Genomic DNA, 21988 nt, shown 5'->3' on the forward strand with positions numbered 1-21988 from the left:
CCTTTGTCTTGCCCTGAATTGGGTGATGGATTCACACCCTTGCGGCCCTGGATTCTCGGCGGAAAGACCTCAGGTAAACTTCCCGCAGACAACATCGGGAGACGCTCGATAGGGTGTCGCGGCAGCGGAACGGAGCCCGCTAAACGGAGCCGACTAGACGGAGCCGACTAAACGGGGCCCGCTAAAAGCGGAGCACGCTAAAGCGGCGGACGTCAGCGGTAACCGCTGGCGTCCGCCGGGCGCCCCGCTTCCTGGACCTCAACCAGATAGCGCCAGCAGTCGGGCCGTGAGCCGTCGATATCGGTGAAGCCGTACTCCAGCGCCAGGCCTCCGGAAGAGAACGAGCCACCGGTGCGACCCTGCACGTCAGGGTCCGCGGCCAAAGAGGCAACGGCGCGTCCCACAAAGCGCGGGCTTTCGGAGATAGCGGCGAAATGGGGCTGGGTGTCCGCAGCGTCCCGCCAGTTCTCCTCGGTGACGCCGAAGTGCTCCAGCATCATTTCGGAGCGCATCCAGCCCGGCGTGAGCGCCACGGCGGTACAGCCGAACTGCTTCAGTTCCTCCGCCTGGCTGAAAGCGAGCCGCAGCACCGCATTCTTGGCGAGGTCGTAGAACGCCGACACCCTGTAGTGCCCGGCGTTGTACTCGCGGGTGCCGTCGGTCATTTCCACCACCAGGCCGCCGGGGTTCCGGATGAGCAGCGGGAGCGCGAAATGGCTGGCGATCAGGTGCGTATCGACGGCGGTGTGCAGCATCCGCAGGCCGGACTCCAAATGGTGGGACCACAATGGAGCGTCCCATTCGATGAGGTTTTCACCGCCCCAGATGTCGTTGACCAGAATGTCCAGGCGCCCGTGTTCGTCGTCGATCCGCTGCACCAGCGACTGTACGGCCTCCGGGTCCAGGTGATCCACCGCCACGGGAATGCCGACTCCACCGGCGGCATTGACCTGCACGGCCGTTTCCTCGAGGGTCTCCGGCCGGTTGTAGTCGGACCTGCGGCCTCCGGCGCTGCGGCCGGTGCAGTACACGGTGGCGCCTGCTTCGCCCAGGGCGACGGCGGTGCCCCGGCCGGCGCCCCGCGTGGCCCCGGCCACCAGCGCGACTTTTCCTGCCAGCGGTTTGGTCATGGCTGCGTTCCTAGGCATCCTGCTGCACGCTCAGCACGATGATCGCGGCATTGATGCCGAGGGCAATGAGCCACCACTTGTTGAAGGTCAGCAGGAGCAGCGCGGTTGAGAGGGCTGCCCCGGTGATGGTTGCCGGCTGCCACCAGGATGCCCCTCCAATGAGTCCCAGGCCGCCGGCTGCCAACACCACTGCGGCCGCAACGGCCAGGGCGGCCGCGGCGCGCCTGACATTGCCGGCGAAAGGGGAGTGGCCGGCGTCGATGGGTGCATTCGGATCGGCCTTCGGCAGCCAGATGGCGAGGTGGATCAAGCCGTGGGCAACCAGGAAGAGTCCGGCAATCCAGACCATGGTCGCCTCCTCGCAACAGTCCGTGACCTCCATCGAAGCACCGGACGGGAGAAGCGGCATAGGGGCGGAAGTCCCCGGACGTCCTCACCCGGTCCCCGTCCTGATGTATGTCTGGTATCCCGGACGGCAAAGTGGTTCGATGGCCGTATGCGGTGCCGCGCAGGGAACACGCTTAAGTACGGGATACCGGACACCCCTTGATCCGGCGCGAACGATGGAGGAAACATGGCGGACGGCGAATCGCCCGCACGGACGGCGGCAAAGGCGACCGCGAAGGTGGCGTCGAAAGTCCCGGCGGCGGAAAATACCTTGCGTATCCTCAAACTCCTGGCCTCCAAGCGCGGGCCGATGGCGGCGTCGAACATTGCCACGGCCCTGGGGTTGCCGCGCTCAAGCGTCTACCACCTGCTCGGCGTCATGGAGGCCAACGGCTTCGTGATGCACCTGCATGAGGAGCAGCGGTACGGGCTGGGCATCAGCGCCTTCGAACTCAGCTCCGCGTATTCGCGGCAGGAGCCGCTGTCCCGGATCGGCCGGCCGATGCTCGCCTCGCTGGTGGACGTCGTGGGCGAAAGCGCTCACCTGGCAGTGCTGCACGGCCGCGATGTGCTGTACATCGTCGAGGAACGCGCCAAGAACAGGCCGTCCCTGGTGACCGACGTCGGCGTCCGGCTGCCCAGCCACCTCACGGCCAGCGGGCGGGCCATCCTCGCGGCCCTGCCCAAGTCGCAGGTCCGTGCGCTGTACCCGAATGCGGCCGCCTTCACGGCCCGGCACGACGTGGAGGGCGCCATCATGAAGTATTCGGCGCTGTCCTCGCACCTCGACCAGGTCCGGCAACGCGGCTATGCCACCGAACACGGCGAGGTGACACCCGGGTTCGGCTCGATTGCCGCCGCGGTCACGGACCATGTGGGATGGCCGACGGCGGCCGTCGCCGTCACGTTCCTCGAGGACAAACTGCCGGCGGACCAATGGCCGGCGCTCGCTGCCCGCGTCCGGAAAGTGGCGGACGAACTCTCCGTCCGCATCCACGGACGCCCGGCCAAGTAGCCCTTACCCAACTAGGTAGCAGCAGGTGTCGTTTTGAAGGCCCAAAACGACACCTGCTGCTACCTAGTTGGGAACAGTGGTGCGCGTCTGGAATACCGGACAGCACCGGCTTCAACCCACTGTTTCCGGGGCTGCGGACAGGCTTTAGTTGATACAGAACCTCAATGAGCCGGCGGACGCCGGTCGAACCACCAAGCACACGAAGGAGCGCCTCATGGCACCCGCCGATTTCACCACCGGTGCCCGCCCGGTCAAAGCAGCCCGCGGCACCGAGCTCACCGCCAAGAGCTGGCAGACGGAAGCCCCGCTGCGCATGCTCATGAACAACCTGGACCCCGAGGTCGCCGAGCGCCCGGACGACCTGGTGGTCTACGGCGGCACCGGCCGCGCCGTCCGCAGCTGGGCCGCGTTCGACGCGATCACCCGCACCCTGGAAACCATGGAAAAGGACGAGACCCTGCTGGTCCAGTCCGGCAAGCCGGTGGGCGTCTTCCGCACCAACGAATGGGCGCCGCGCGTGCTGCTCGCCAACTCCAACCTCGTCGGCGACTGGGCCAACTGGCCTGAATTCCGCCGGCTCGAGGCCGAGGGCCTGATGATGTACGGCCAGATGACCGCCGGGTCGTGGATCTACATCGGCACCCAGGGCATCCTGCAGGGCACCTTCGAGACCTTCGCCGCGATCGCCCGCAAGCTCACCGGAGACGAAAACGGCACCCTCGCCGGCACCCTGACCCTCACCGGCGGCTGCGGCGGCATGGGCGGCGCCCAGCCGCTCGCCGTCACCCTGAACGACGGCGCCTGCCTGATTGTCGACGTCGACGAAACGCGCCTGCGCCGCCGCGCCGGCAAGCGCTACCTCGACGAAGTGGAGACCGACCTCGACGCCGCCATCGCCAAGGTCCTCAAAGCCAAGGAAGAGCGCCGCGGCTGGTCCGTGGGCTACGTCGGCAACGCCGCCGAGGTCTTCCCGGAGATCCTGCGCCGCCACAACGCCGGCGAGCTGACCGTGGACATTGTCACCGACCAGACCTCCGCGCACGACCCCCTGAGCTACCTGCCCGAGGGCATCACGGTGGAGGAATGGCACCGCGAGGCCGCGGCCGACCCCGAGGGCTTCACCAAGAAGGCCCAGGCCTCGATGGCGAAGCACGTCCAGGCCATGGTGGAGTTCCAGGACGCCGGTGCCGAGGTCTTCGACTACGGCAACTCCATCCGCGATGAGGCCCGCAAGGGCGGCTACGGCCGGGCCTTCGAGTTCCCCGGCTTCGTCCCGGCCTACATCCGCCCGCTGTTCTGCGAGGGCCTGGGCCCGTTCCGCTGGGTTGCGCTTTCCGGTGACCCCGAGGATATCGCCGTCACCGACGCAGCCATCAAGGAACTGTTCCCCGAGAACAAGCACCTGCACCGCTGGATCGACGCGGCCGCCGAGCGCGTCGAGTTCGAAGGCCTGCCGGCCCGTATCTGCTGGCTGGGCTACGGCGAACGCGCCAAGGCCGGGCTGCTGTTCAACCAGCTCGTCAAGGAGGGCAAGGTCAAGGCACCCATCGTGATCGGCCGCGACCACCTCGACTCCGGCTCCGTCGCCTCCCCGTACCGCGAAACCGAGGCCATGGCCGACGGCTCCGACGCGATCGCCGACTGGCCGCTGCTCAACGCGCTGCTGAACACCGCATCCGGAGCCACATGGGTCTCCATCCACCACGGCGGCGGCGTCGGCATCGGCCGTTCCATCCACGCCGGCCAGGTCTCCGTCGCCGACGGCACCGACCTCGCCGCGGAAAAGCTCGCGCGCCTCCTCACCAACGACCCCGGCATGGGCGTCATCCGGCACGCCGACGCGGGCTACGACCGCGCCGTCGAGGTCGCCAACGAACGCGGCGTCCGCATCCCCATGAACGAAACCCGCTGACCACGGTCCCAACCCCACATCGATTGCTCCGTAAGAGCCGTTATGAGGTCCCAAAAGGGCACTTACGGAGCAATCGATGAGAATTGAAGTAGGAATCATGACTCTCACCACCCACGAACCGCTGACCGTCACCCTCGGCTCCAGCGGCGTCACCCCCGAGGATGTCGTCGCCGTCGCCCGCCACGACGCCAAGGTGACCATCTCCCAGGAAGCCCTCGACACGGTAGCCAAGGTCCGCGCCCACATCGACGACCTCGCCCACAGCGAGATCCCGGCCTACGGCATCTCCACCGGCTTCGGCGCCCTGGCCAACCGGCACATCCCCAACGAGCTGCGCACCCAGCTGCAGAAGTCGCTGATCCGCAGCCACGCCGCCGGCATGGGCCCGGCCGTGGAACGCGAAGTGGTCCGCGGCATCATGTTCCTCCGCGCCAAGACCCTCGCCTCCGGCCGCACCGGCGTCCGCCCCGTGGTCCTGCAGACCATGGTGGACGTCCTCAACGCCGGCATCACGCCGGTGGTCCGCGAATTCGGCTCGCTCGGCTGCTCCGGCGACCTCGCGCCCCTGTCGCATTGCGCCCTGGTGCTGATGGGCGAGGGTGAAGCAGAAGGGCCCGACGGCGTCACCTACGGCGGGCGCGGCGAACGGACTGTCGCCGAGCTGCTCGCCGAACACGGGATCGAACCCGTCACGCTCGCCGAGAAGGAGGGCCTGGCGCTGGTCAACGGCACCGAGGGCATGCTGGGCATGCTCCTGATGGCCATCGCGGACATCCGCCAGCTGCTGACGACGGCGGACATCACCGCCGCGCTCAGTGTCGAGGCGCTGCTCGGTACGGACCAGGTGTTCCTGCCCGAGCTGCACGCAGCACTCCGGCCGCACCCGGGCCAGGCCGCAAGCGCGGACAACATGCTCCGGGTCCTGTCCAACTCGCCGATCGTGGCCTCGCACCGGATCAACGACACCAAGGTCCAGGACGCCTACTCGCTGCGCTGCGCACCCCAGGTGGCCGGGGCCGTCCGCGACACCGTGGACCACGCCGCCCTCGTAGCCTCCCGCGAACTCGCCGCCGCCATCGACAACCCCGTGGTCCTTCCGGACGGCCGGGTCAGCTCCAACGGCAATTTCCACGGCGCCCCGGTGGCCTACGTTCTCGATTTCCTGGCCATTACCGTGGCGGACCTGAGCTCCATTGCCGAACGCCGCACCGACCGCATGCTGGACCCGGCGCGTTCGCACGGCCTGCCGGCCTTCCTGGCAGCGGATCCCGGAGTGGACTCCGGCCTGATGATCGCGCAGTACACCCAGGCCGGACTGGTCTCGGACAACAAGAGGCTGGCCGTCCCGGCGTCCGTGGACTCGATCCCGAGCTCCGCGATGCAGGAGGACCACGTCTCCATGGGCTGGCACGCGGCCCGGAAGCTCAGGAAGGCCGTGGAGAACCTTCGCCGCGTCCTGGCGATCGAACTGGTGACGTCCGCACGGGCCATCGACATGCGGACCCAGCTTTCCGGCGGAGAACTGGCTCCGGGGCCTGCCGGCGCGGCCGTGATCGCGGCGCTGCGCGACGTCGTCGACGGTCCGGGCACGGACCGGTTCCTGTCACCGGAACTGGAGGAGGCAGACCGGCTCGTTGCGTCCGGCAAGGTGCGGGCGGCAGCCGAATCCGCCGTCGGAATTCTGGCCTAAAAGTGAATTTTATGCATCCAGAATGACAATTTCCCGGCGCCCCCGAAATACTGCGCGACACAACAGGCGGGGGCCCGGGAATTGTAGTAGAACTAAAGATGTAGTGATGAAGCCCACACCAATGATGTTGTGGCAAAAGAACATATACAAAGGGGTAGAAGTTCAATGAAAGCACGGGGGACGGTTCTGTCCAGGCGGGCGGCATTTGCTGCCACGGTTTCCGACTGGAGGAACCTCAAAGCAGGCGAGCGGGTGGAAATCCTCAAGCATGCGCATGTGGTGGCCGCGGGTGAAGTTGAGGAAGTTTCCGTGAGCGGAAACGTGCTCTGGCTGGTGCCCACGGGCCCTTCGGAATCCCAGCTCTTTATGAAGTCGGACGGTGTCCAGATCCGAAGGATCTAAGACCAGGACCTAAGACCAGGATCTAAGACCAGGATCCGGCCGCGTGGTTAGGCGGCGATGTCCTCGTAGGTTTCACCGAAGGGTACTGATTCGTCTAGTGCTACGGTGAACGCGCCCGGCTCGTGGCGGGTGACGCGGATGCCGCAGTTGCCGTCTGCTACGGCAGCTTCGATGAGTTCGTTTACGGCGCTGTCCAGGCCGTGGTGAACCTCTTCGGCGGTTGAAAAGGTCAGGTGGATGGACCGAACGTCGGTGGTCTGGCGTTCCATGGTTGCTGAGCTCATTGCAGGACTTTCTCTAAACGATGTGCCGGATGGCCACGATCCATTCTACCGGCTTTGTCAAAATAGGTAAGATGTCTGGCATTTGTCCCTCCGGGTTTCGGGTCTACCGAAGCCCGGAGGGACAGCCTTTTTAAGCCGCCCCGAAGGGGGCTGGAGCCCTGCGGCAGGGCCGGTCGCCTAGCGCTTGACGGCGTCCAGTTTCAGCATCTTGGCGATGACGCCGTCGAGCTCGGAGTCGTCGAAGATCTTCTTCCAGTCGTCCTTGATGATGGTGTCCTTGCCGTACTGGATGGCGATTTCGCAGGCCTCGGAGAACGGGTTGGAGCCGCGGAGGGCGTTGGTCAGGGCGATCTGCACGTGGCCGAACAGCATGGCCTTGGCTGCCTCCTCCGGGACGCCGGCGGTGTGTACGGTCTCGTGCAGTGCTTCGTTGAGCAGGGTGCCGATCATGCAGGCCACGGTTTCCACCAGGGTGGGTTCCAGGATGGCGAGCTGCTTCACGGTGACCCAGTGCACGTCGATGACGGGGGCGTAGATGGTGCGGATGACGGCCTCGGCCGAGTCGCGGGTCGCTGCGGGGGCGTCCTCGTCGATCGCGGCAACCACGTTCTGCGGGGCGCCTTCGCCGCCGAAGGTGTCGGCCCATTCCTCCTTGGTGGTGCGCTCCAGGAACACGGACGGGTGGCACGGGTGCGCCACGGCCTGGACCACGTCGTCGCGCTTGGCCAGCAGCCCGGCGTAGGCGGCGGCGGGGTCCAGGGTGAGCAGGATCGCACCGGCCTTCATCTGGGGGACCACGCCTTCGGACACAACGCCCAGGACGGTGTCCGGGACGGCGAGGATCACCACGTCGGCGCCCTTGACGGCGTCGTCGGTGGAGGTGATGTCACGGCCTTCGGCGCGGACGCGGTCCTGGCCGGCGGGGGAGTTCTCGCTGTAGAAGACGGTGTGGGCGCTCTTCTGGAGGTTCCGGGAAACGCGCATTCCCATTTTGCCACCGGCTCCGATGACGGCGACGGTCAATTGTTCTGCTGACATTTCACTTGCTCCTTAGGAAATCGATGCTTTGCTGGGTCCACTGGTTTTCAAGGCGGATGGTGTCCGCCTCGGTGTCCTGCCACGGCAGCCAGTGTTCGACGATCTGGTTGATGTTTCTTTCTTTGGGCTGAAGCTTCCCGGCCATGTAGTCATAGTCGAGAAGGCCTTCGCCGAGGGGAGCGCCGGAGTACGTGAACCCGACCCACCCCTCCTTGCGGCTGAACGCAAAGTCTTTGATGTGCATGTTGAGGACGTAGGGCGCGACGGCGTCAATCACCTCGCGCGGCATCTCCAGCGCCGCGACCGTGTTGGCCGGATCGCTGCAGATGCCCAGGGATGGGCTGTCCACTCCGCGGATGACGTCCAGGATCCGGGAAGTGGGGACCTGTTCGTAGGTTTCCACCGCGATCCTCACCCCGGCTGCCTCGAACTCGGGCAGGACGTCCTTGAAGATCGCCACCGCTTCCTCCGCCGTCGGGGTGTGGCCCGGGACGTTGAACATGGTCCGCAGCAGGGGCGAGCCCAGGATCCCGGCGATGTGCAGGAATTTCCGCAGGTGCTCCGGGCGGATGCCCTTGGTGCCGAGCTCCAGCGCTATCCCCATCGAGTCCGCGGTGGCGCGGACGGCTTCCAGTTCGGCGTCCGTCATGGCTTCCAGCGGGGCGTAGTCGCAGATCTGGAAGAGGTCCACGCCCAGGGCGGCGGTCCGTTCCAGTGCCTGGTGGATGCTGAGCGGTTCGGACACCTGGTCCGAGAGTTGCCAGAAGAACGCGTAGCTGCTCAGGCCGATCCGGCTCTTGGCGGGGGAGCTCACGCGGCCACCTTCTTCGCGGCCAGCCGTGCGGCGGTCTCGTCAAGGATGGTCTTGAGTGCCTGGGGGTCGTGGGCAAACCGGCCCAGGAACAGGCCGGCGACGGCGGTGTCCAGTTCCGTGATCAGGCCTGGGCCGGCGCTGCCGCCGTAGATCACCCGGCTGTCCGCCTGGCCGGGCAGTGCCCGGAGGTGTGCGTCCAGGCCGGTGATGACGGCACTGATGTACTGCGGTGACGCCGGTTCGGGGGCGCCGATGGCCCACTGCGGCTCATACGCCACGATGGTGCGTCCGGCCGGTCCCAGGGACTGCGCGCGGTTCAGGGCGGCATCGATCTCGGCGCTGCACTGGGCGATGGCTTCTTCCGGTGACCCGGCGTTGAGTTCGCCGACGCACAGGATTGGCGTGAGGCCGTTGCGGTAGGCTGCGGCGGTCTTGAGCCCGATGACTCGGTCGTCCTCGCCAAAGATCCGGCGGCGTTCGGCATGGCCCACCTCGGCGTAGCGGCCACCGAGTTCGGCCACCGTCGTGCCGCCGACCTCGCCGGTGAACGCGCCTTCGTCTTCCCAGAAGATGTCCTGGGCTCCGGCGGCGGCGCCGGCCGCACCCAGGATGCGGGCCGCTTCGGGCAGCACCGGCAGGGTGGGCAGCACGAACAGTTCGATGTCGCCGCTCTGGACCGCCGGGTGGGCGAACGCGATGGTGGCCACGTCGCGGCAGTAGTCGACCGAGCGCTGGTAGCCGAAGTACATCTTCAGGCTGACGCCGATGATGGCCTTCGCCTGCGGCGCTGTGTCTCCGGCGCGGGCCGAAGCATTCTTAGCAGGAAGTGACACCTTCATAGTCCTTAATCAGGGTGACTTTTTCGGCCGAGGCGGAGGTCTCGTCGAAGGTGTAGGTGAGCCATTCGCGGGCAAGCCGGCGGGCGAGTTCCAGGCCGACGACGCGCTGGCCGAAGGTGAGGACCTGGGCGTTGTTGCTCAGGACGGAGCGTTCCACGGAGAAGCTGTCGTGCGCGGTGACGGCCCGGACGCCGGGGACCTTGTTCGCGGCGATGGCCACACCGAGCCCGGTGCCGCAGACCAGCAGGGCACGGTCGGCCTTGCCGGCGGCGATGAGTTCGGCGGCGGCGATGGCCACGGACGGGTAGGGGGTGTGGCTGGTGGCGTCCACCCCGACGTCGGTCACGGATTCGACCAGCTCGGAGGCCTCCAGGTCAGCCTTCAGGGCTTCCTTGTATTCGAATCCGGCGTCGTCGGCCCCGATGACCAGGCGCAGTTTGGCGCTCATGCGTTCTCCTTGACTGTGTTGTTGCTGAGGGTGTTCTCGGTAAGCGTGTTGTGGATGGCGCGGACGATCAGCGCCATGGACACCGCTCCGGCGTCCGGCGTGCCGAGGCTCTTCTCGGCGTGCGGGCGGGCGCGGCCCATGAGGGGCAGCAGCTGCGCGGTGTCTTCGGCGGCCTGCTGCGCAACGGTGGCGGCGGCGCCCCAGGCCTCGGTGAGGGACTTGCCGGCGTTGACACCGGCAGTGAGGGCGTCGCGGAACGGGACCAGGACGTCCACCAGGGTCTTGTCCCCGGGCTTGGCCTTGCCGAAGTCCATGATCGCGAACGCGGCACCGGCAACGCCTCTGGCGACAGCACCGGCGTCGGGCGCTTGGGTGTCGCCCACGGCGTCACCAACCGCGCGGAGGGCCATGCCCCAGAGCGCACCGGACGTCCCGCCGGCCTTGTCGGCCCAGGCGTCCGCGGCGAAGTGCAGGGTGGTGGCCGCCCCGGCACCGCGGGCGACGGCGTCACGAGCGGCGTCGACGGCGGCGCGGACGCCGCGTTCCATGCCGATGCCGTGGTCGCCGTCGCCGGCGATCGCATCAATCCGGCCCAGTTCGTCGGCATTGGCGTCCACCACGTTCTTGGCGGCGCCGAGCGCTGCGAGGACCCGGACGGCGCCGGCGCGGGACTCCGCCGTCGCTTCCGGGATGGTCTGTTCGACGTCGGCCGGTTCGGCGTCGTCGGAAGCGTCCAGAGCGGCGGCCGTTACGGCTCCGCGGCGGAAGGCGGGAGCATCGGCGGGGGCGTTCCAGAGGGTCTCGAGTTCGTCGTCGAGCCAGAACAGTGTCAGGGAGGTGCCGGCCATGTCGAAGCTGGTCACGAGCTCGCCCACCTGCGGGTCCACGGCTTCCAGGCCGGCCTCGGCCAGCAGCTGGGCCACGCGGCGGTAGACCACGAACAGCTCTTCGTATTTGACGCTGCCCAGGCCGTTGAGGATCGGAACCACACGGCGGGGGGTGCCTCCGTCGAATCCTTCGAGTCCTTCCGGGACTTCGGTGAGGAGCTTGGCCACCAGCAATTCGGCGAGCTGGTCCGCCGTCGGGATGTCCGTTTCACCGATGCCGGGTTCGCCGTGGATGCCCATGCCCACGGCCATCCGGCCCTCGGGGACGGAGAACAGCGGGTGGTCGGCGCCCGGCAGGGTGCAGCCGGTGAAGGCGACGCCGAAGGAACGGGTGCGGTCATTGGCGCGCTCGGCGATGGCGACGACGTCGTCCATGGAGTAGCCGGCCTCGGCGGCTGCGGCAGCCACCTTGAAAACGGTCAGATCCCCGGCGATGCCGCGGCGCTTGGTGCGCTCGGTGAGCGGGGCGGAAGAAACGTCGTCGGTGACGGCGATGCTGCGGCAGTCGATGCCTTCCTTGCGGAGGCGGTCCTGGGCCTGGTTGAAGTGCAGGACATCCCCGGCGTAGTTGCCGTAACCCAGCAGCACGCCGGCGCCGTTGCTGGACGCTTTCGCCACGTTGTAGACCTGCTGCGCGGAGGGGGAAGCGAAGAGGTTGCCCATCGCGGCGCCGTGCGCCAGGCCCTGCCCCACCAGGCCCGCGAACGCCGGGTAGTGGCCGGAGCCGCCGCCGATCACCAGCGCCACCGTCTCCGGGGTGCTCCTGGTGTTGCGGACGACGCCGCCGGAGACGCGCTTTACCCAGCGGCCGTGGGAGGCAACAAAGCCTTCGATCATCTCGTCAGCGAAAGCTGCTGGTTCATTGAACAGGCGGGTCATGGGAAGCTCCTGGGCCTAACTAAGGAAGTCGTTCGGGGCGGGGCGGATTGGATTGGCGGGTTGGAGCGGGGGCGTCCCCGGGCAAGGGGGACGCCCCCGGGCTTGTTGCGGCCCGGCTGTGACGGCACGGGCTGTTACGGCCCGGGCTGTTACGGCTCGGAGTGGTGTCCGGCGCCCGCCGGGTCCAGCGCCTCAGCCGGGACGCCTTCGCTGACCTTGCCGGAGCGGCTCAACGTCACCATGAGGATGGAGGACAGGAGCATGAAGCTGCCGACGACGAACATCGGCACCGTGTACCCTCCGGTGAGGTCCTTGAGCCAGCCGGTGACGTACCCGGCGCTGAAGCCGGCCAGGTTGCCTACCGTGTTGATCAGGGCGATGCCTGCAGCCGCTGCTGCGCCGGTGAGGAAATGGGTGGGCACCGTCCAGAAGTTGGGCAGGGCGGCGAAGATGGACATGGCCGTGATGGTGATGACGGCGATGGTGGCCGCCGGGGAGCCGGCGAACAGGGCCAGCGGGATGCTCAGGCCGCCAATGAGGGCGGGGAGGGCGATGTGCCAGGTCTTGACGCCGCGCCTGGTGGCGTCCTTGGACCAGAAGTACAGTGCGAACGCAGCGGGCAGGTACGGAATTGCGGTGATCAGGCCCTTCTGGAAGACGTCGAACTTGGTGCCGTAGATGCCTTCGAAGCCCGCGATGATGGTGGGCAGGAAGAAGCCGAGGGCGTACAGGCCGTAGATGAAGCCGAAGTAGATCGCGGAGAGCATCCAGACCCGGCCGTTGCCGAAGACGGTGCGGACGCTGACGTGCTTGTTGCTGGCTGCGGTTTCCTGCTTTTCCTTCTCCAGGGCGCCGGTCAGCCAGGTCTTTTCCTCCAGGGTCAGCCACTTGGCCTTGGCGGGGGAGTCGGCCAGGTAGAACCATGCGATGACGCCGACGATGATGGCGGGGATGGCCACGCCGAAGAACATGACGCGCCAGCCGGCGAGTCCGAAGAGTCCGTGCTGCTGGATGAGCAGGCCGGCCAGCGGGGCACCGATCACGGTGGTGAGCGGCTGGGCCAAGTAGAACAGGGCCAGGATCTTGCTGCGGTGCCGGGACGGAACCCACAGGCTCAGGAACAGGATGGCGCCGGGGAAGAATCCGGCCTCGGCCACACCCAGGATGAAGCGGAGGATGTAGAGCTGTTCCACGTTGCCCACCCAGGTGAACAGCAGGGAGACGATGCCCCAGCTGACCATGATGCGGGCAAGCCAGCGGCGGGCACCGAACTTGTGCAGGGCCAGGTTGCTGGGGACTTCCAGCAGGATGTAGCCAATGAAGAAAACGCCGGAGGCGAAACCGAACTGCGCCGCCGAGAGGGCCAGGTCGCCGTTCATGCCGTTGGGGCCGGCGAAGGAGATGGCCGTCCGGTCAAGGTAGTTGATGAAGAACATCAGGGCGACGAACGGCACCAGCCGGATTGCCACTTTCCTGATTGCAGATTTTTCGACCACCGATTGTGTGGTGTCCACGTTGACTCCTAGATGTTGATGTCCCGGCCGCATCCTGCGCTGGAGGCGTGGGGCTGGTTTCGAGGCTTAGCGTCGGGGGGCGTATCAAGTGGGGCTAGGCCTGTGACTTCCACCATAAGGCCAACAAGGTAAATTGGTCAACCGGTTGACTGATTTAATTTTGAAGTCGGGATGCCATGCCTGCCCGCGTGTGGTTGCTACGCTGTGAGTGTGTCCGCAAACTCCGCCGCCTCGACGGCCAAAATCAGTGCCGCGCTTGGTTCCATGGGGCAGGGTTCTGTCGTCTCCGAGGTCGCCGAGAGGCTGATGGCCTACTTCACCAGCGGAGACATCGCCGCCGGGACCCGCCTCCCCGCCGAACGCCACCTGGCCGCCTCGCTCGGAGTGGGGCGCTCGGCCGTGCGCGAAGCACTGGCAGCACTGGAAATTTTGGGCATCGTCATTGTCCGACCCGGCTCGGGAACGTACCTGCGCGACGGCGTTTCGGAGCTCCTGCCCCGGACCCTTAGCTGGGGGCTCATGCTGGGCGAGCCCAGGACCCGTGAGCTCATCGAACTCCGCAGCGGCCTTGAGGTGCAGGCCGGCCAGCTCGCCGCGGCCCGGATTACCGACGAGTCCCTGGCGCGAATGCGGGCCAACCTCGACTCGATGGAGCAGAACCTGGGCAACCTGGCGGCATTCGTGGAAGCCGACGCCGCCTTCCACAAGGAAATTGCCACGAGCTCCGGAAACCAGGTGCTGCAGGAGCTCCTCCAGAGCATCCGCTCACTGCTGCGGATCTGGGTTGACCGCGCCCTCACGGACGAAGGGCACGCCGCCGCGGCGCTCGCGGAGCACCGGGCCATTTTTACGGCCCTCGAAAAGCGCGACGCCGCCGCAGTGACCGAGGCCATGGCTTCGCACATGGGTACCGCTTCCCGCCGCCTGCTGGCCGGGTACGACGCCGCGCAGTAGGCAGCCGGTAGGGCGGCCAGCAGCCACATAACAGGCGTTGACGGACGGCCATTGAGCCTCCGGGCCTCTTCCGATATGGTCAAATCCACAGGACCGGCCCGGGGTCAGCTGGGCGCAGTCACCAGCCACCAGAGAGCAGCTTCCCGTGTCTACTGAGCCCTCCGCAGCCCTGCACCCCGCAGCACCGTCCGCCGCAGTATCGTCCGCCGTGGCGGGTTCCGATTCCCGCCCCGCACTCGAGCGGCGGCTCGATCCGCAGATCAGGAAGCTCGCCGTGGGCGTCTGGACGGCGGAGCTGATCGGGGACGAACTGGCGAACATCAGCTACGGCGGCCGGCCGGTACTCCGTGCCATCAAAGCGGTGGTGCGGGACCACGAATGGCGCACCTTTGCGCCGTCGGTGCGGGACATCGAGGAACTGAAGGACGACGACGGCATCAGCCTCCGCATCCACGTTGACTACGCTGCCCCCGGCACTGCGGCAGATGGCACTGCGGCAGATGGCACTGCGGCGCCCGGTACTGCCGCAGATGGAACGGAACCTCCGGCCTACGAAGGCATGCTGATGCTGCGGGTCACCCCGGCCATCGTTGATGTGTCATTCTCCGGCCGGGCGAAGGCGGCGTTCCGCCGCAACCGGATCGGCCTGGTGGTCCTGCATCCCACCAGCGAAGCCGGGCGGGACGTCAGCGTGGTGTCGCCGGACGGCAATGTCACCAGCGGGGCCTTCCCCACAGACATCAGGCCGGACCTGGTGTTCACGGACATCTCCTCGCTGGAATGGGCCGACGCCGGAACCGCCTTCGACCTTGGCTTCTCCGGAGACATCTTCGAAACCGAGGACCAGCGGAACTGGAGCGACGGTTCCTTCAAGACCTACAGCACCCCCTCGGCGCTGCCCACCCCGGTGGACGTCGCCGTGGGGGACACCGTGAAGCAGTCGGTCAGCATCGAAGCCCTGAGCATCGAGACGCCGGACAACCCCGCCCGCGAAAGCCAGGAGCAGGCGGCCTTTGCCGTGGGCGTGCCGGTGGGAACCGTTCCGGCTCTGGCGTTGTCCGTGGACTCGGTGGATGCTGACTCGACGGCTTCCGTCCCGGCAGGCGCCGGCTCAGCTGAAGGCCCCACGCTGCCGGGCCTCGACGCCGTCCTGGTGGAACTGTACGAACCCCGGGAAGCCTGGCCTGCCAAGCTTGCCGCCGCAGCCCGGGAGGCGGACCGCCACGGAGCCGCCCTGGACGTGCGGGTGGTGTCGGACTCGGCCGACGGCGTTGCGGAAGCACTCAGCAGCGCCCTGGGCGGGTCGCTCTCCCGGGTCGTCCGGCTGGGACTCTTCCACCCCGAAACGCAGTGCACCGATCCGGCAGCGTTTGGCGCACTGAAGGCTTCGCTCAACGACGCCGGTTTCAGCGGCCAGCTGCTGGCCGGCACCCGCTCGCATTTCACCGAACTCAACCGCTGGATTGCCGGAAGCAGCGCCGGAAGCGGCAACGGCAGCCCCGTTCCAAAGGACGCCGACGCCCTGACCTTCAGCCTCGCCCCGCAGGTGCACAGCACGGAAATCCCGCACATCGTGGAGACCGTTCCGGTGCAGCGTCTTGCCGCCGCCAGCGCCCACAAGCTGGGGGAAGGGCGGTCTGTCCACGTCGGACCCATCACGCTCAAGCCCCGGCTTCATGCTCCGGACCAGCGTGCGGAAGGCGACGAGCTCCAGGACCACAGCTTCACCGCGGCCTGGACGTTGGCCAGCCTCCACGCCCTGACGGTGGACGGCGTGTCTTCCGTGACGTACTTCGAGGCAGGACCGCCGCGTGGCGTCACGGCCGCGGACGGGACTCTGAACCCCGCAGGGGAGCTGCTGCAGAAGCTCGCGGCGTGCAAGGGTGATCCGGTTCTGGCCGCTGATCCCGTGCAGTCGCAACGGCGGGCCGGCAAGAGCCCCGTGACGGTCTACCCGGTCCAGTCGGACGGCGGCCTGCAGCTGTTCCTGGGCAACCTCAGCCCCCGCGAGTCCACAGCACGCGTCACGCTGCCGCAGGGGACCGGTGGCAGTGCCGCTCCGGGGGCGGCAGAGGTGACGGTCATCGGTGCCGCTGCGGGCTCCCGGGCTGAGGCCTCCCGCACGGAGGCATCCTCAGCGGACGACGGCGACGGCGACCTGACGGTAACGCTGGGACCGTGGGCCACCGCCGTCGTCACCTTCCGTGCCTGACGGCAGGCGGCAGGCCTAGCCCAGCAGGGTGTTGACCAGCCGCGCGGCCACCTTGGCCGTGCGCTGGTCGATGTCGAACTTCGGGTTCAGTTCGGCCACGTCCAGGTGGAGCAGTTTCCCGCTGGCAGCCACCTGGCGGCACACTGCGCTGATCACCGGCAGCGGGACCCCGTAGGCGGCCGGCGCGCTGACCCCCGGGGCCACGGCGGCGGGCAGCACGTCCAGGTCGATGGTCAGGTAGAGCACGTCCACGGTGTCCAGGAAGTCGGCCACGAACTGCCGGGTTGCCTCGGCCGTGCAGTCCTCGTCGAGAAGGTACTTCACACCCAGCCGTTCAGCGGTCTTGAAAAGCACCCGGGTGTTGTTGGGCTCCGAGATTCCGACGACGGCGTAGTTCAGTTTTCGTTCGGCGGCTTCCTCGGCCCTGGCCATCTGCAGGAAGGGTGTGCCGGAGGACGGCTCGGGGGCGTCGCGGAGGTCGAAGTGGGCGTCCAGGTTCAGCACGCCCAGCCGCTGCCCGCTGCGGACGGCGGCGGAACCGGCTACGCCAAGGTAGCTGGCGAACGCGGTTTCGTGGCCGCCGCCCAGCAGCACGGTGAGGTTGCCGGCGTCGAGCATTTCCGCAACGGCCAGCCCGGCCCGGGCCTGCCCGGCCTCCAGCGCACCGTCCCTGACGGTCACATCACCGGCGTCGAACACCTCGCGGGGGAGGTGGAACGCGAGCGGCCCCAGCGCGGCCCGGATGGCGGCGGGGGCCGCGGCTGCGCCCACCCTGCCCTTGTTGCGAACCACTCCGGCGTCGCTGCTGAATCCGAGAATGACGGCGGGACGGTGGCCAGGCTCCGGTGTGCCGGTCTGCAGGTGTTCCGGCAGCGGAGCAACAGGACCGTGGCGGTACGGCTGGACGGCCTGCCACCAGCGGCGGTGCTCAGCGCCGTCGCCATCGAACCGGCCCCGCCAGGTGAGCGGCGGATTATCGACTGTGAGGACTGTGTGCGGCATACTCCAAGCTCACCGCAGCGGAGCCCCGAAAACCAGCCCCGCCGCCGTCGGACTGTCGCAAATCCCGGACAGTGCCATCTCGGCGGGCGAAAACCGGACTACAGGACGCCCAGCGCCTGCTCGATGGGGCCGATGCCGAAGAACAGCAGGAACGCTGCGGCCACGGCCCACATCAGCGGGTGGACGTCGCGGGCCCGGCCCTGGAACGTGCGGATCAGCACGTAGGCGATGAAGCCGGCGCCCAGGCCGTTCGCGATCGAGTAGGTGAACGGCATCAGCGTGAACGTGAGGAACGCGGGAATCGCGATGCCCCAGTCCTGCCAGTCGATCTTGCCCACCTGGGCCACCATCATGAAGCCCACCACCACGAGGGCGGGGGCCACAGCCTCGAACGGGACCAGGTTGATCAGCGGCGTGAAGAACATGGCCACCAGGAACAGCAGCCCCGTGACGATCGAGGCCAGGCCGGTGCGTGCGCCCTCACCGATGCCGGCGCCGGATTCCACGTAGATCTGGTTGGAGGAGACGGATGCGCCGCCGCCCACGATCGCGCCGAGCGCGTCGACCTGCAGGACGCGGTCCACGTCGGGGATGTTGCCGTCCTTGTCCACTGTGCCGGCCTCGTTGGCCAGGCCCACCATGGTGCCCATGGCGTCGAAGAAGATGCTGAGCAGGATCACGAAGGCCAGCAGCGTTGCGGCCACGAAGCCGAGGTGCTCGAACGCGCCGAGGGGGTTGGCTTTGCCGATCAGGGACAGGTCCGGCGCGGCCCACTCGGTGAACTTCGGTGCCACCAGCGACCAGCCCTGCGGGTTGACGTTCTTGCCGTCGAAGCTGGGGCCGATGTGCAGGGTGAATTCCAGGATGACGGCCAGGATGGTGGAGGCGATGATGCCGATCAGGATGGCGCCCTTGACCTTGCGGACCAGCAGGCCGATGGTCAGGATGAGCCCGAAGACGAACACCACTGTGGGCCAGCCCAGGAGCTTGCCGTCGAAGCCCAGCCCCACCGGGACCGTGGTGCCCGCGGCGTCCGGGATGCGGCGCACGAACCCGGCGTTGACCAGGCCGATCAGGGCGATGAACAGGCCGATGCCCACCACGATGGCCGTCTTGAGGCCGTCCGGGACAGCCTTGAACACGGCGGTGCGGAAGCCGGTGAGGACCAGGATCAGCATGGTGATGCCGGAAAGGACCACCAGCCCCATCATGTCCGGCCAGGTCAGGCCCGGGTTCGTTGCCACCGTGACCGCCACGAAGGCGTTGACGCCCAGCCCGGTGGCCATGGCGAACGGGTGCTTGGCCCAGGCGCCCATGAGGATGGTCAGGATGCCCGCGGCAAAGGCGGTGACCGCCGCGACGGCCGGGAAGCCCAAGACTGCGCCGCTGGAGTCGGGCCCGGAGAGGATCAGGGGGTTCAGCACCACGATGTAGCTCATGGCGAAGAAGGTGGCAAAGCCTCCGCGGATCTCGCGGGAGAAGTTTGACCCCCGCTCGGATATCTTGAAGTACCGGTCCAGTGCAGAGCCCTGCTTGAGCATTAGTCCTCCGGGGAGAGTGTTGGGGATAAGTTGAATCCTAGTAGGTTGGCGGGTTGCGACCCCGCGATTTCGCCTAGTCTGTAAGGAAGCCAACACACAGGAGTATCCCCGCATGCGTTCCATCCGCCACCTGCTGAGCGCCCTTATCGGGGCACTGTTTTTCGCGGCCGCCGTGCTGTCCGCAGCGGCACCAGCCTCTGCCCACGATGCCGCGGAGTCCAGCAGCCCGGCCCAGGGGGCCACGGTTGCCACTCCGCCGGAGAAGGTTTCGGTGACCTTCAACAAGGACCCGCTGGCCCTCGGCTCGCAGATCCAGGTGAAGGATGCGGCAGGCGTGAACTGGGCGGAGGGTCCGGTGGAGATCGTGGACAACGTGGCGTCGCAGAAGCTCCGCGCCGGCGCCCCGGCCGGGAAGTTCACCGTGGTGTGGCGCGTGGTCAGTTCCGATTCGCACCCTATTGAGGGCACGTTCAGCTTTACGGCCACCGCCGCAGCGGCGGGCTCCGGCTCTGCCAGTCCGGCGCCGGGCAGCTCGGCGCCCGGCAGTTCGGCGCCCGGCAGTTCGACGGCGGGTCAGGTCCCCTCGGCGGGAACCGCGCAGCCCGGCACCACCCCCACGGTTCCGGAGCCCGCACCGGACGCGTCGGAGCCGTTCCCCTGGAGCCTGGTGGTGTTCGCCGGGACCGCCCTGGGCATCCTTGTGGCGCTCGGCGTGCTGGCGAAGCGCAACCTGAAGAACAATGACGGCGACACCTCCACGGCCGGCGACAGTTCCGAGGATGCCGACGCCCGCTAAGCCGGAGACGGCAACGCGGCGAAGCTTCCCGTGAGCACTGACGGAACACTGTCCGGGTAGACCTTGGCGGAAATCGCCTGTCCCACAACCTTGGCCTGGCGGAGTACTTCCTTGGGTGTCGGCGTGATGAGTTCCCCGACGCCCACGAGGTATATACCGATGGCCCGCATGGCGGCGGCCAGGCTCTGCCCCAGGGCCAGCCCAAAGTCGGCGAGCATGCGGCGCAGCTGGCTGTGTGCACCGCGGGTCAGGACAATGTGGTGCGCCAGCAGGATGCCCTCGGGCGTGTGCACTGCCCACTGGTGCATGGGTGGCTGGGAGAGTCCGGTGCCCAGCAGGTTCAGCTGGACGGCACGGGTGTTGTTGCGGATGTCCAGGTTGTGGCTGCTGGCGTAGTTCCTCAGGTGCCGGAGGATTTCGTTCCGTTCCTGCATGGTGGCTGAATTCGGCGCGTCACAGCGGGGCAGTGACACGGTATTGGCGGACTGGATTCCGCCCAGGGTTTCGAGCGCATCCACGGTGATGGAGTCCACGCCGCGCCGCCGGAGCTCGCTGGCAATTGCCAGGCCCGGAAGCCCTGAGCCGATGATCACCGTGGTGGTCTGCTCGGTTCCACCATAAATTGGCATGCTCGACACTGCTCGTTCCTCCTCGAATGGTTCGCTGTGCAGGTATGGTTCCCCTGCACTCTCCGTAACCCCCAAAGTCCGGCTGCCGCGCATGAAGCTGGAAATGTGTTCTGAAACACGTATCTCAGATTCGCAACGCCTCGACATTACAGAACTTTTGGAGCTCTGGATAGCCCTTGCCGGACATTGGCTAACCCAACAATCTCATACTTGTAATTCGGCTCATCGGAGGTGGGATCTTTATGTTTCAGTGCTGTAAAAACTGGTAGCTGGCTCAGGTGTCCGGAGCCTCTCCGGAAGCCTCCGGCTGCCTGACGGAGGGCCGCTTGCTTAGCGTTCTGCAACCGAGAATAGTGGTCTAAAAGAGGGATTATTCGGCCAGAATCCGGCCTTGGCGCCCGGTTCACCCGGCGGACGGCCACTTCTGGCAGAATAGCGGCAACATCAGGCAGTATCGCGAGGAGGCGGACCCCATGGGCCGAGATCAGGTGCACCCGTCAAGGGATGACGACGGCGGTTCTGCCGCCCCCGAGGGGATCGTTGTGGGTGTTGACGGCTCCGACCATAGCCAGTGTGCCCTCGTCTGGGCCGCACGTGAAGCTGAGCGCCGCCGCCGCCCCCTGCACATCGTGACCGCATACTCCGTGCCGATCTTCGCGGCGTCCGGCCTGGACGGCGGCTATGCCACCGTTGACGATTCGGTGATCCGCGAGGGCGCCGAGGCCATCCTCAAGCAGGCATTGGATAAGGTGGCCCCGTACGACATCGACGTTGACGCCTCCGTGGAAAACGGCGACGCCTCCGGAGTGCTGCTGGAGATGTCCGAGTCCGCCGAACTGCTGGTGTTCGGCACCCGAGGCCGGGGCGGCTTCGTGGGCAGGCTGCTCGGATCCGTCAGCAGCGCCCTGCCGGCACACGCCAAGTGCCCCACGGTCACCGTGCCGCTGATCTGTGCGGACCGCCTGGGCGAGACCACGGATGACAAACACGTCAAAGCCGAGCGGGCCAAATCCGGCAACCAGCCGGTGGAGCACGTTGTGGTGGTGGGCGTCGACGGTTCCGAACAGGCCCGCGTCGCCGTCCTGGAGGCTGCAGACCAGGCCGAACGACTTGGTGCCCCGCTCCGCGTTGTGTGCGCCGTGCCGCAGTACAGCGGCTCGCTGGCATGGGTCCCCGCTCCGATGGACAGGGAAGCGTTGTTCGCGGACATCAGGGTGCAGCTCGAGGCCGGCGTGGCGTGGCTGAAGAGCCACTACCCCAAGCTGACCGTGGAGACGCAGCTCGTGGACGGTTCCCCGGTCGAGGTCCTGGTGGAAGCCAGCCGGCACGTGGAACTGGTGGTCGTGGGAACCCGCGGCCGTGGCGGTTTCACCGGAATGCTGCTGGGGTCGACGTCGGACGGCATCCTTCACCATGCCAAGGGGCCGGTGCTGGTGGTTCCGGACCGGGACGACCCGCGGCTCGCCGACCGCGCCAGCTTCGGGCCCATGCTCGGAGCGGCGTAACCGCCCTTCCGACTCTCCAACGGCCGGGCGTACACGCCAGGCCGGGCGAACACACCAGGAGGCCAACGGTGACCCAGAGCAGCACTCAGGACGTTTCCGCGGACGGCCTT

Annotated in this window: 20 protein-coding genes; 8 read left to right on the forward strand and 12 right to left on the reverse strand. The window is 67.3% G+C overall.

Annotated elements, in window-relative coordinates:
• Nucleotides 1–212 precede the first annotated feature (212 nt).
• Nucleotides 213–1130: an SDR family oxidoreductase gene (locus BS38_RS0110035; protein WP_028270678.1), complete on the reverse strand. Its 918-nt coding sequence runs from the start codon at nt 1128–1130 to the stop codon at nt 213–215.
• Between the two features lie 10 nt (nt 1131–1140).
• Complete coding sequence (locus BS38_RS0110040) at nt 1141–1479, reverse strand: hypothetical protein (RefSeq protein WP_028270679.1); 339 nt, start codon at nt 1477–1479, stop codon at nt 1141–1143.
• Between the two features lie 225 nt (nt 1480–1704).
• Between BS38_RS0110040 and BS38_RS0110045 the strand changes: the two genes are divergently transcribed.
• The 4 genes from BS38_RS0110045 to BS38_RS0110060 all read left to right on the forward strand — a co-directional run bounded on the left by BS38_RS0110045 (nt 1705) and on the right by BS38_RS0110060 (nt 6536).
• Nucleotides 1705–2532 carry an IclR family transcriptional regulator gene (locus tag BS38_RS0110045; protein ID WP_028270680.1) on the forward strand — a complete coding sequence of 276 codons (828 nt, stop codon included), beginning with the start codon at nt 1705–1707 and terminating at the stop codon, nt 2530–2532.
• Nucleotides 2533–2746: 214 nt separating this feature from the next.
• Complete coding sequence (hutU, locus tag BS38_RS0110050; RefSeq protein WP_028270681.1) at nt 2747–4444, forward strand: urocanate hydratase; 1698 nt, start codon at nt 2747–2749, stop codon at nt 4442–4444.
• A 97-nt stretch (nt 4445–4541) separates the two neighbouring features.
• Nucleotides 4542–6134 carry a histidine ammonia-lyase gene (gene hutH, locus BS38_RS0110055; RefSeq protein WP_028270682.1) on the forward strand — a complete coding sequence of 531 codons (1593 nt, stop codon included), beginning with the start codon at nt 4542–4544 and terminating at the stop codon, nt 6132–6134.
• A 165-nt stretch (nt 6135–6299) separates the two neighbouring features.
• Nucleotides 6300–6536: a hypothetical protein gene (locus BS38_RS0110060; protein ID WP_028270683.1), complete on the forward strand. Its 237-nt coding sequence runs from the start codon at nt 6300–6302 to the stop codon at nt 6534–6536.
• A gap of 47 nt (nt 6537–6583) precedes the next feature.
• Here BS38_RS0110060 and BS38_RS0110065 read toward each other — a convergent pair whose 3' ends face one another.
• The 7 genes from BS38_RS0110065 to BS38_RS0110095 all read right to left on the reverse strand — a co-directional run bounded on the left by BS38_RS0110065 (nt 6584) and on the right by BS38_RS0110095 (nt 13239).
• The gene (locus tag BS38_RS0110065) at nt 6584–6820 is read right to left on the reverse strand and encodes a hypothetical protein (RefSeq protein ID WP_051628828.1); all 237 of its coding nucleotides are present in this window, start codon (nt 6818–6820) and stop codon (nt 6584–6586) included.
• Nucleotides 6821–6997: 177 nt separating this feature from the next.
• Entirely contained in the window at nt 6998–7858 is an 861-nt protein-coding gene (locus BS38_RS0110070) for a phosphogluconate dehydrogenase C-terminal domain-containing protein (RefSeq protein ID WP_028270685.1), read from the reverse strand.
• Between the two features lies 1 nt (nt 7859).
• Nucleotides 7860–8672 carry a sugar phosphate isomerase/epimerase family protein gene (locus tag BS38_RS0110075; RefSeq protein WP_028270686.1) on the reverse strand — a complete coding sequence of 271 codons (813 nt, stop codon included), beginning with the start codon at nt 8670–8672 and terminating at the stop codon, nt 7860–7862.
• Complete coding sequence (locus BS38_RS0110080; protein WP_028270687.1) at nt 8669–9505, reverse strand: triose-phosphate isomerase family protein; 837 nt, start codon at nt 9503–9505, stop codon at nt 8669–8671. The genes BS38_RS0110075 and BS38_RS0110080 overlap by 4 nt, the downstream gene beginning before the upstream one ends.
• The gene (locus tag BS38_RS0110085; RefSeq protein ID WP_028270688.1) at nt 9489–9959 is read right to left on the reverse strand and encodes a ribose-5-phosphate isomerase; all 471 of its coding nucleotides are present in this window, start codon (nt 9957–9959) and stop codon (nt 9489–9491) included. The genes BS38_RS0110080 and BS38_RS0110085 overlap by 17 nt, the downstream gene beginning before the upstream one ends.
• On the reverse strand, nt 9956–11725 hold the full coding sequence (locus BS38_RS0110090) for a dihydroxyacetone kinase family protein (RefSeq protein WP_028270689.1): 1770 nt from the start codon (nt 11723–11725) through the stop codon (nt 9956–9958). The genes BS38_RS0110085 and BS38_RS0110090 overlap by 4 nt, the downstream gene beginning before the upstream one ends.
• 149 nt (nt 11726–11874) lie before the next feature.
• Complete coding sequence (locus BS38_RS0110095; protein ID WP_028270690.1) at nt 11875–13239, reverse strand: MFS transporter; 1365 nt, start codon at nt 13237–13239, stop codon at nt 11875–11877.
• A gap of 210 nt (nt 13240–13449) precedes the next feature.
• On the opposite strand from BS38_RS0110095, the gene BS38_RS0110100 reads away from it, so the two are divergent.
• Both BS38_RS0110100 and BS38_RS0110105 read left to right on the forward strand, forming a co-directional pair.
• Entirely contained in the window at nt 13450–14193 is a 744-nt protein-coding gene (locus tag BS38_RS0110100) for a FadR/GntR family transcriptional regulator (protein ID WP_028270691.1), read from the forward strand.
• A 145-nt stretch (nt 14194–14338) separates the two neighbouring features.
• Nucleotides 14339–16405 (forward strand): hypothetical protein, encoded by a 2067-nt coding sequence (locus tag BS38_RS0110105; protein ID WP_156037101.1) that lies wholly within the window; start codon nt 14339–14341, stop codon nt 16403–16405.
• Nucleotides 16406–16420: 15 nt separating this feature from the next.
• Here BS38_RS0110105 and hutG read toward each other — a convergent pair whose 3' ends face one another.
• Nucleotides 16421–17407: a formimidoylglutamase gene (gene hutG, locus BS38_RS0110110; RefSeq protein ID WP_028270693.1), complete on the reverse strand. Its 987-nt coding sequence runs from the start codon at nt 17405–17407 to the stop codon at nt 16421–16423.
• A 98-nt stretch (nt 17408–17505) separates the two neighbouring features.
• Nucleotides 17506–18948: an NCS2 family permease gene (locus BS38_RS0110115; protein ID WP_028270694.1), complete on the reverse strand. Its 1443-nt coding sequence runs from the start codon at nt 18946–18948 to the stop codon at nt 17506–17508.
• Nucleotides 18949–19060: 112 nt separating this feature from the next.
• On the opposite strand from BS38_RS0110115, the gene BS38_RS0110120 reads away from it, so the two are divergent.
• Nucleotides 19061–19744 (forward strand): copper resistance CopC family protein, encoded by a 684-nt coding sequence (locus BS38_RS0110120; RefSeq protein ID WP_028270695.1) that lies wholly within the window; start codon nt 19061–19063, stop codon nt 19742–19744.
• On the opposite strand, the gene BS38_RS0110125 is transcribed toward BS38_RS0110120, so the two are convergent.
• Nucleotides 19741–20373: an NAD(P)-binding protein gene (locus BS38_RS0110125; protein WP_043438289.1), complete on the reverse strand. Its 633-nt coding sequence runs from the start codon at nt 20371–20373 to the stop codon at nt 19741–19743. The genes BS38_RS0110120 and BS38_RS0110125 overlap by 4 nt on opposite strands.
• A 473-nt stretch (nt 20374–20846) precedes the next feature.
• Between BS38_RS0110125 and BS38_RS0110130 the strand changes: the two genes are divergently transcribed.
• On the forward strand, nt 20847–21878 hold the full coding sequence (locus BS38_RS0110130) for a universal stress protein (protein ID WP_028270697.1): 1032 nt from the start codon (nt 20847–20849) through the stop codon (nt 21876–21878).
• Nucleotides 21879–21988: the final 110 nt, after the last annotated feature.

The organism is Arthrobacter sp. UNC362MFTsu5.1 (genome assembly GCF_000685965.1).
Lineage (GTDB): Bacteria > Actinomycetota > Actinomycetes > Actinomycetales > Micrococcaceae > Arthrobacter.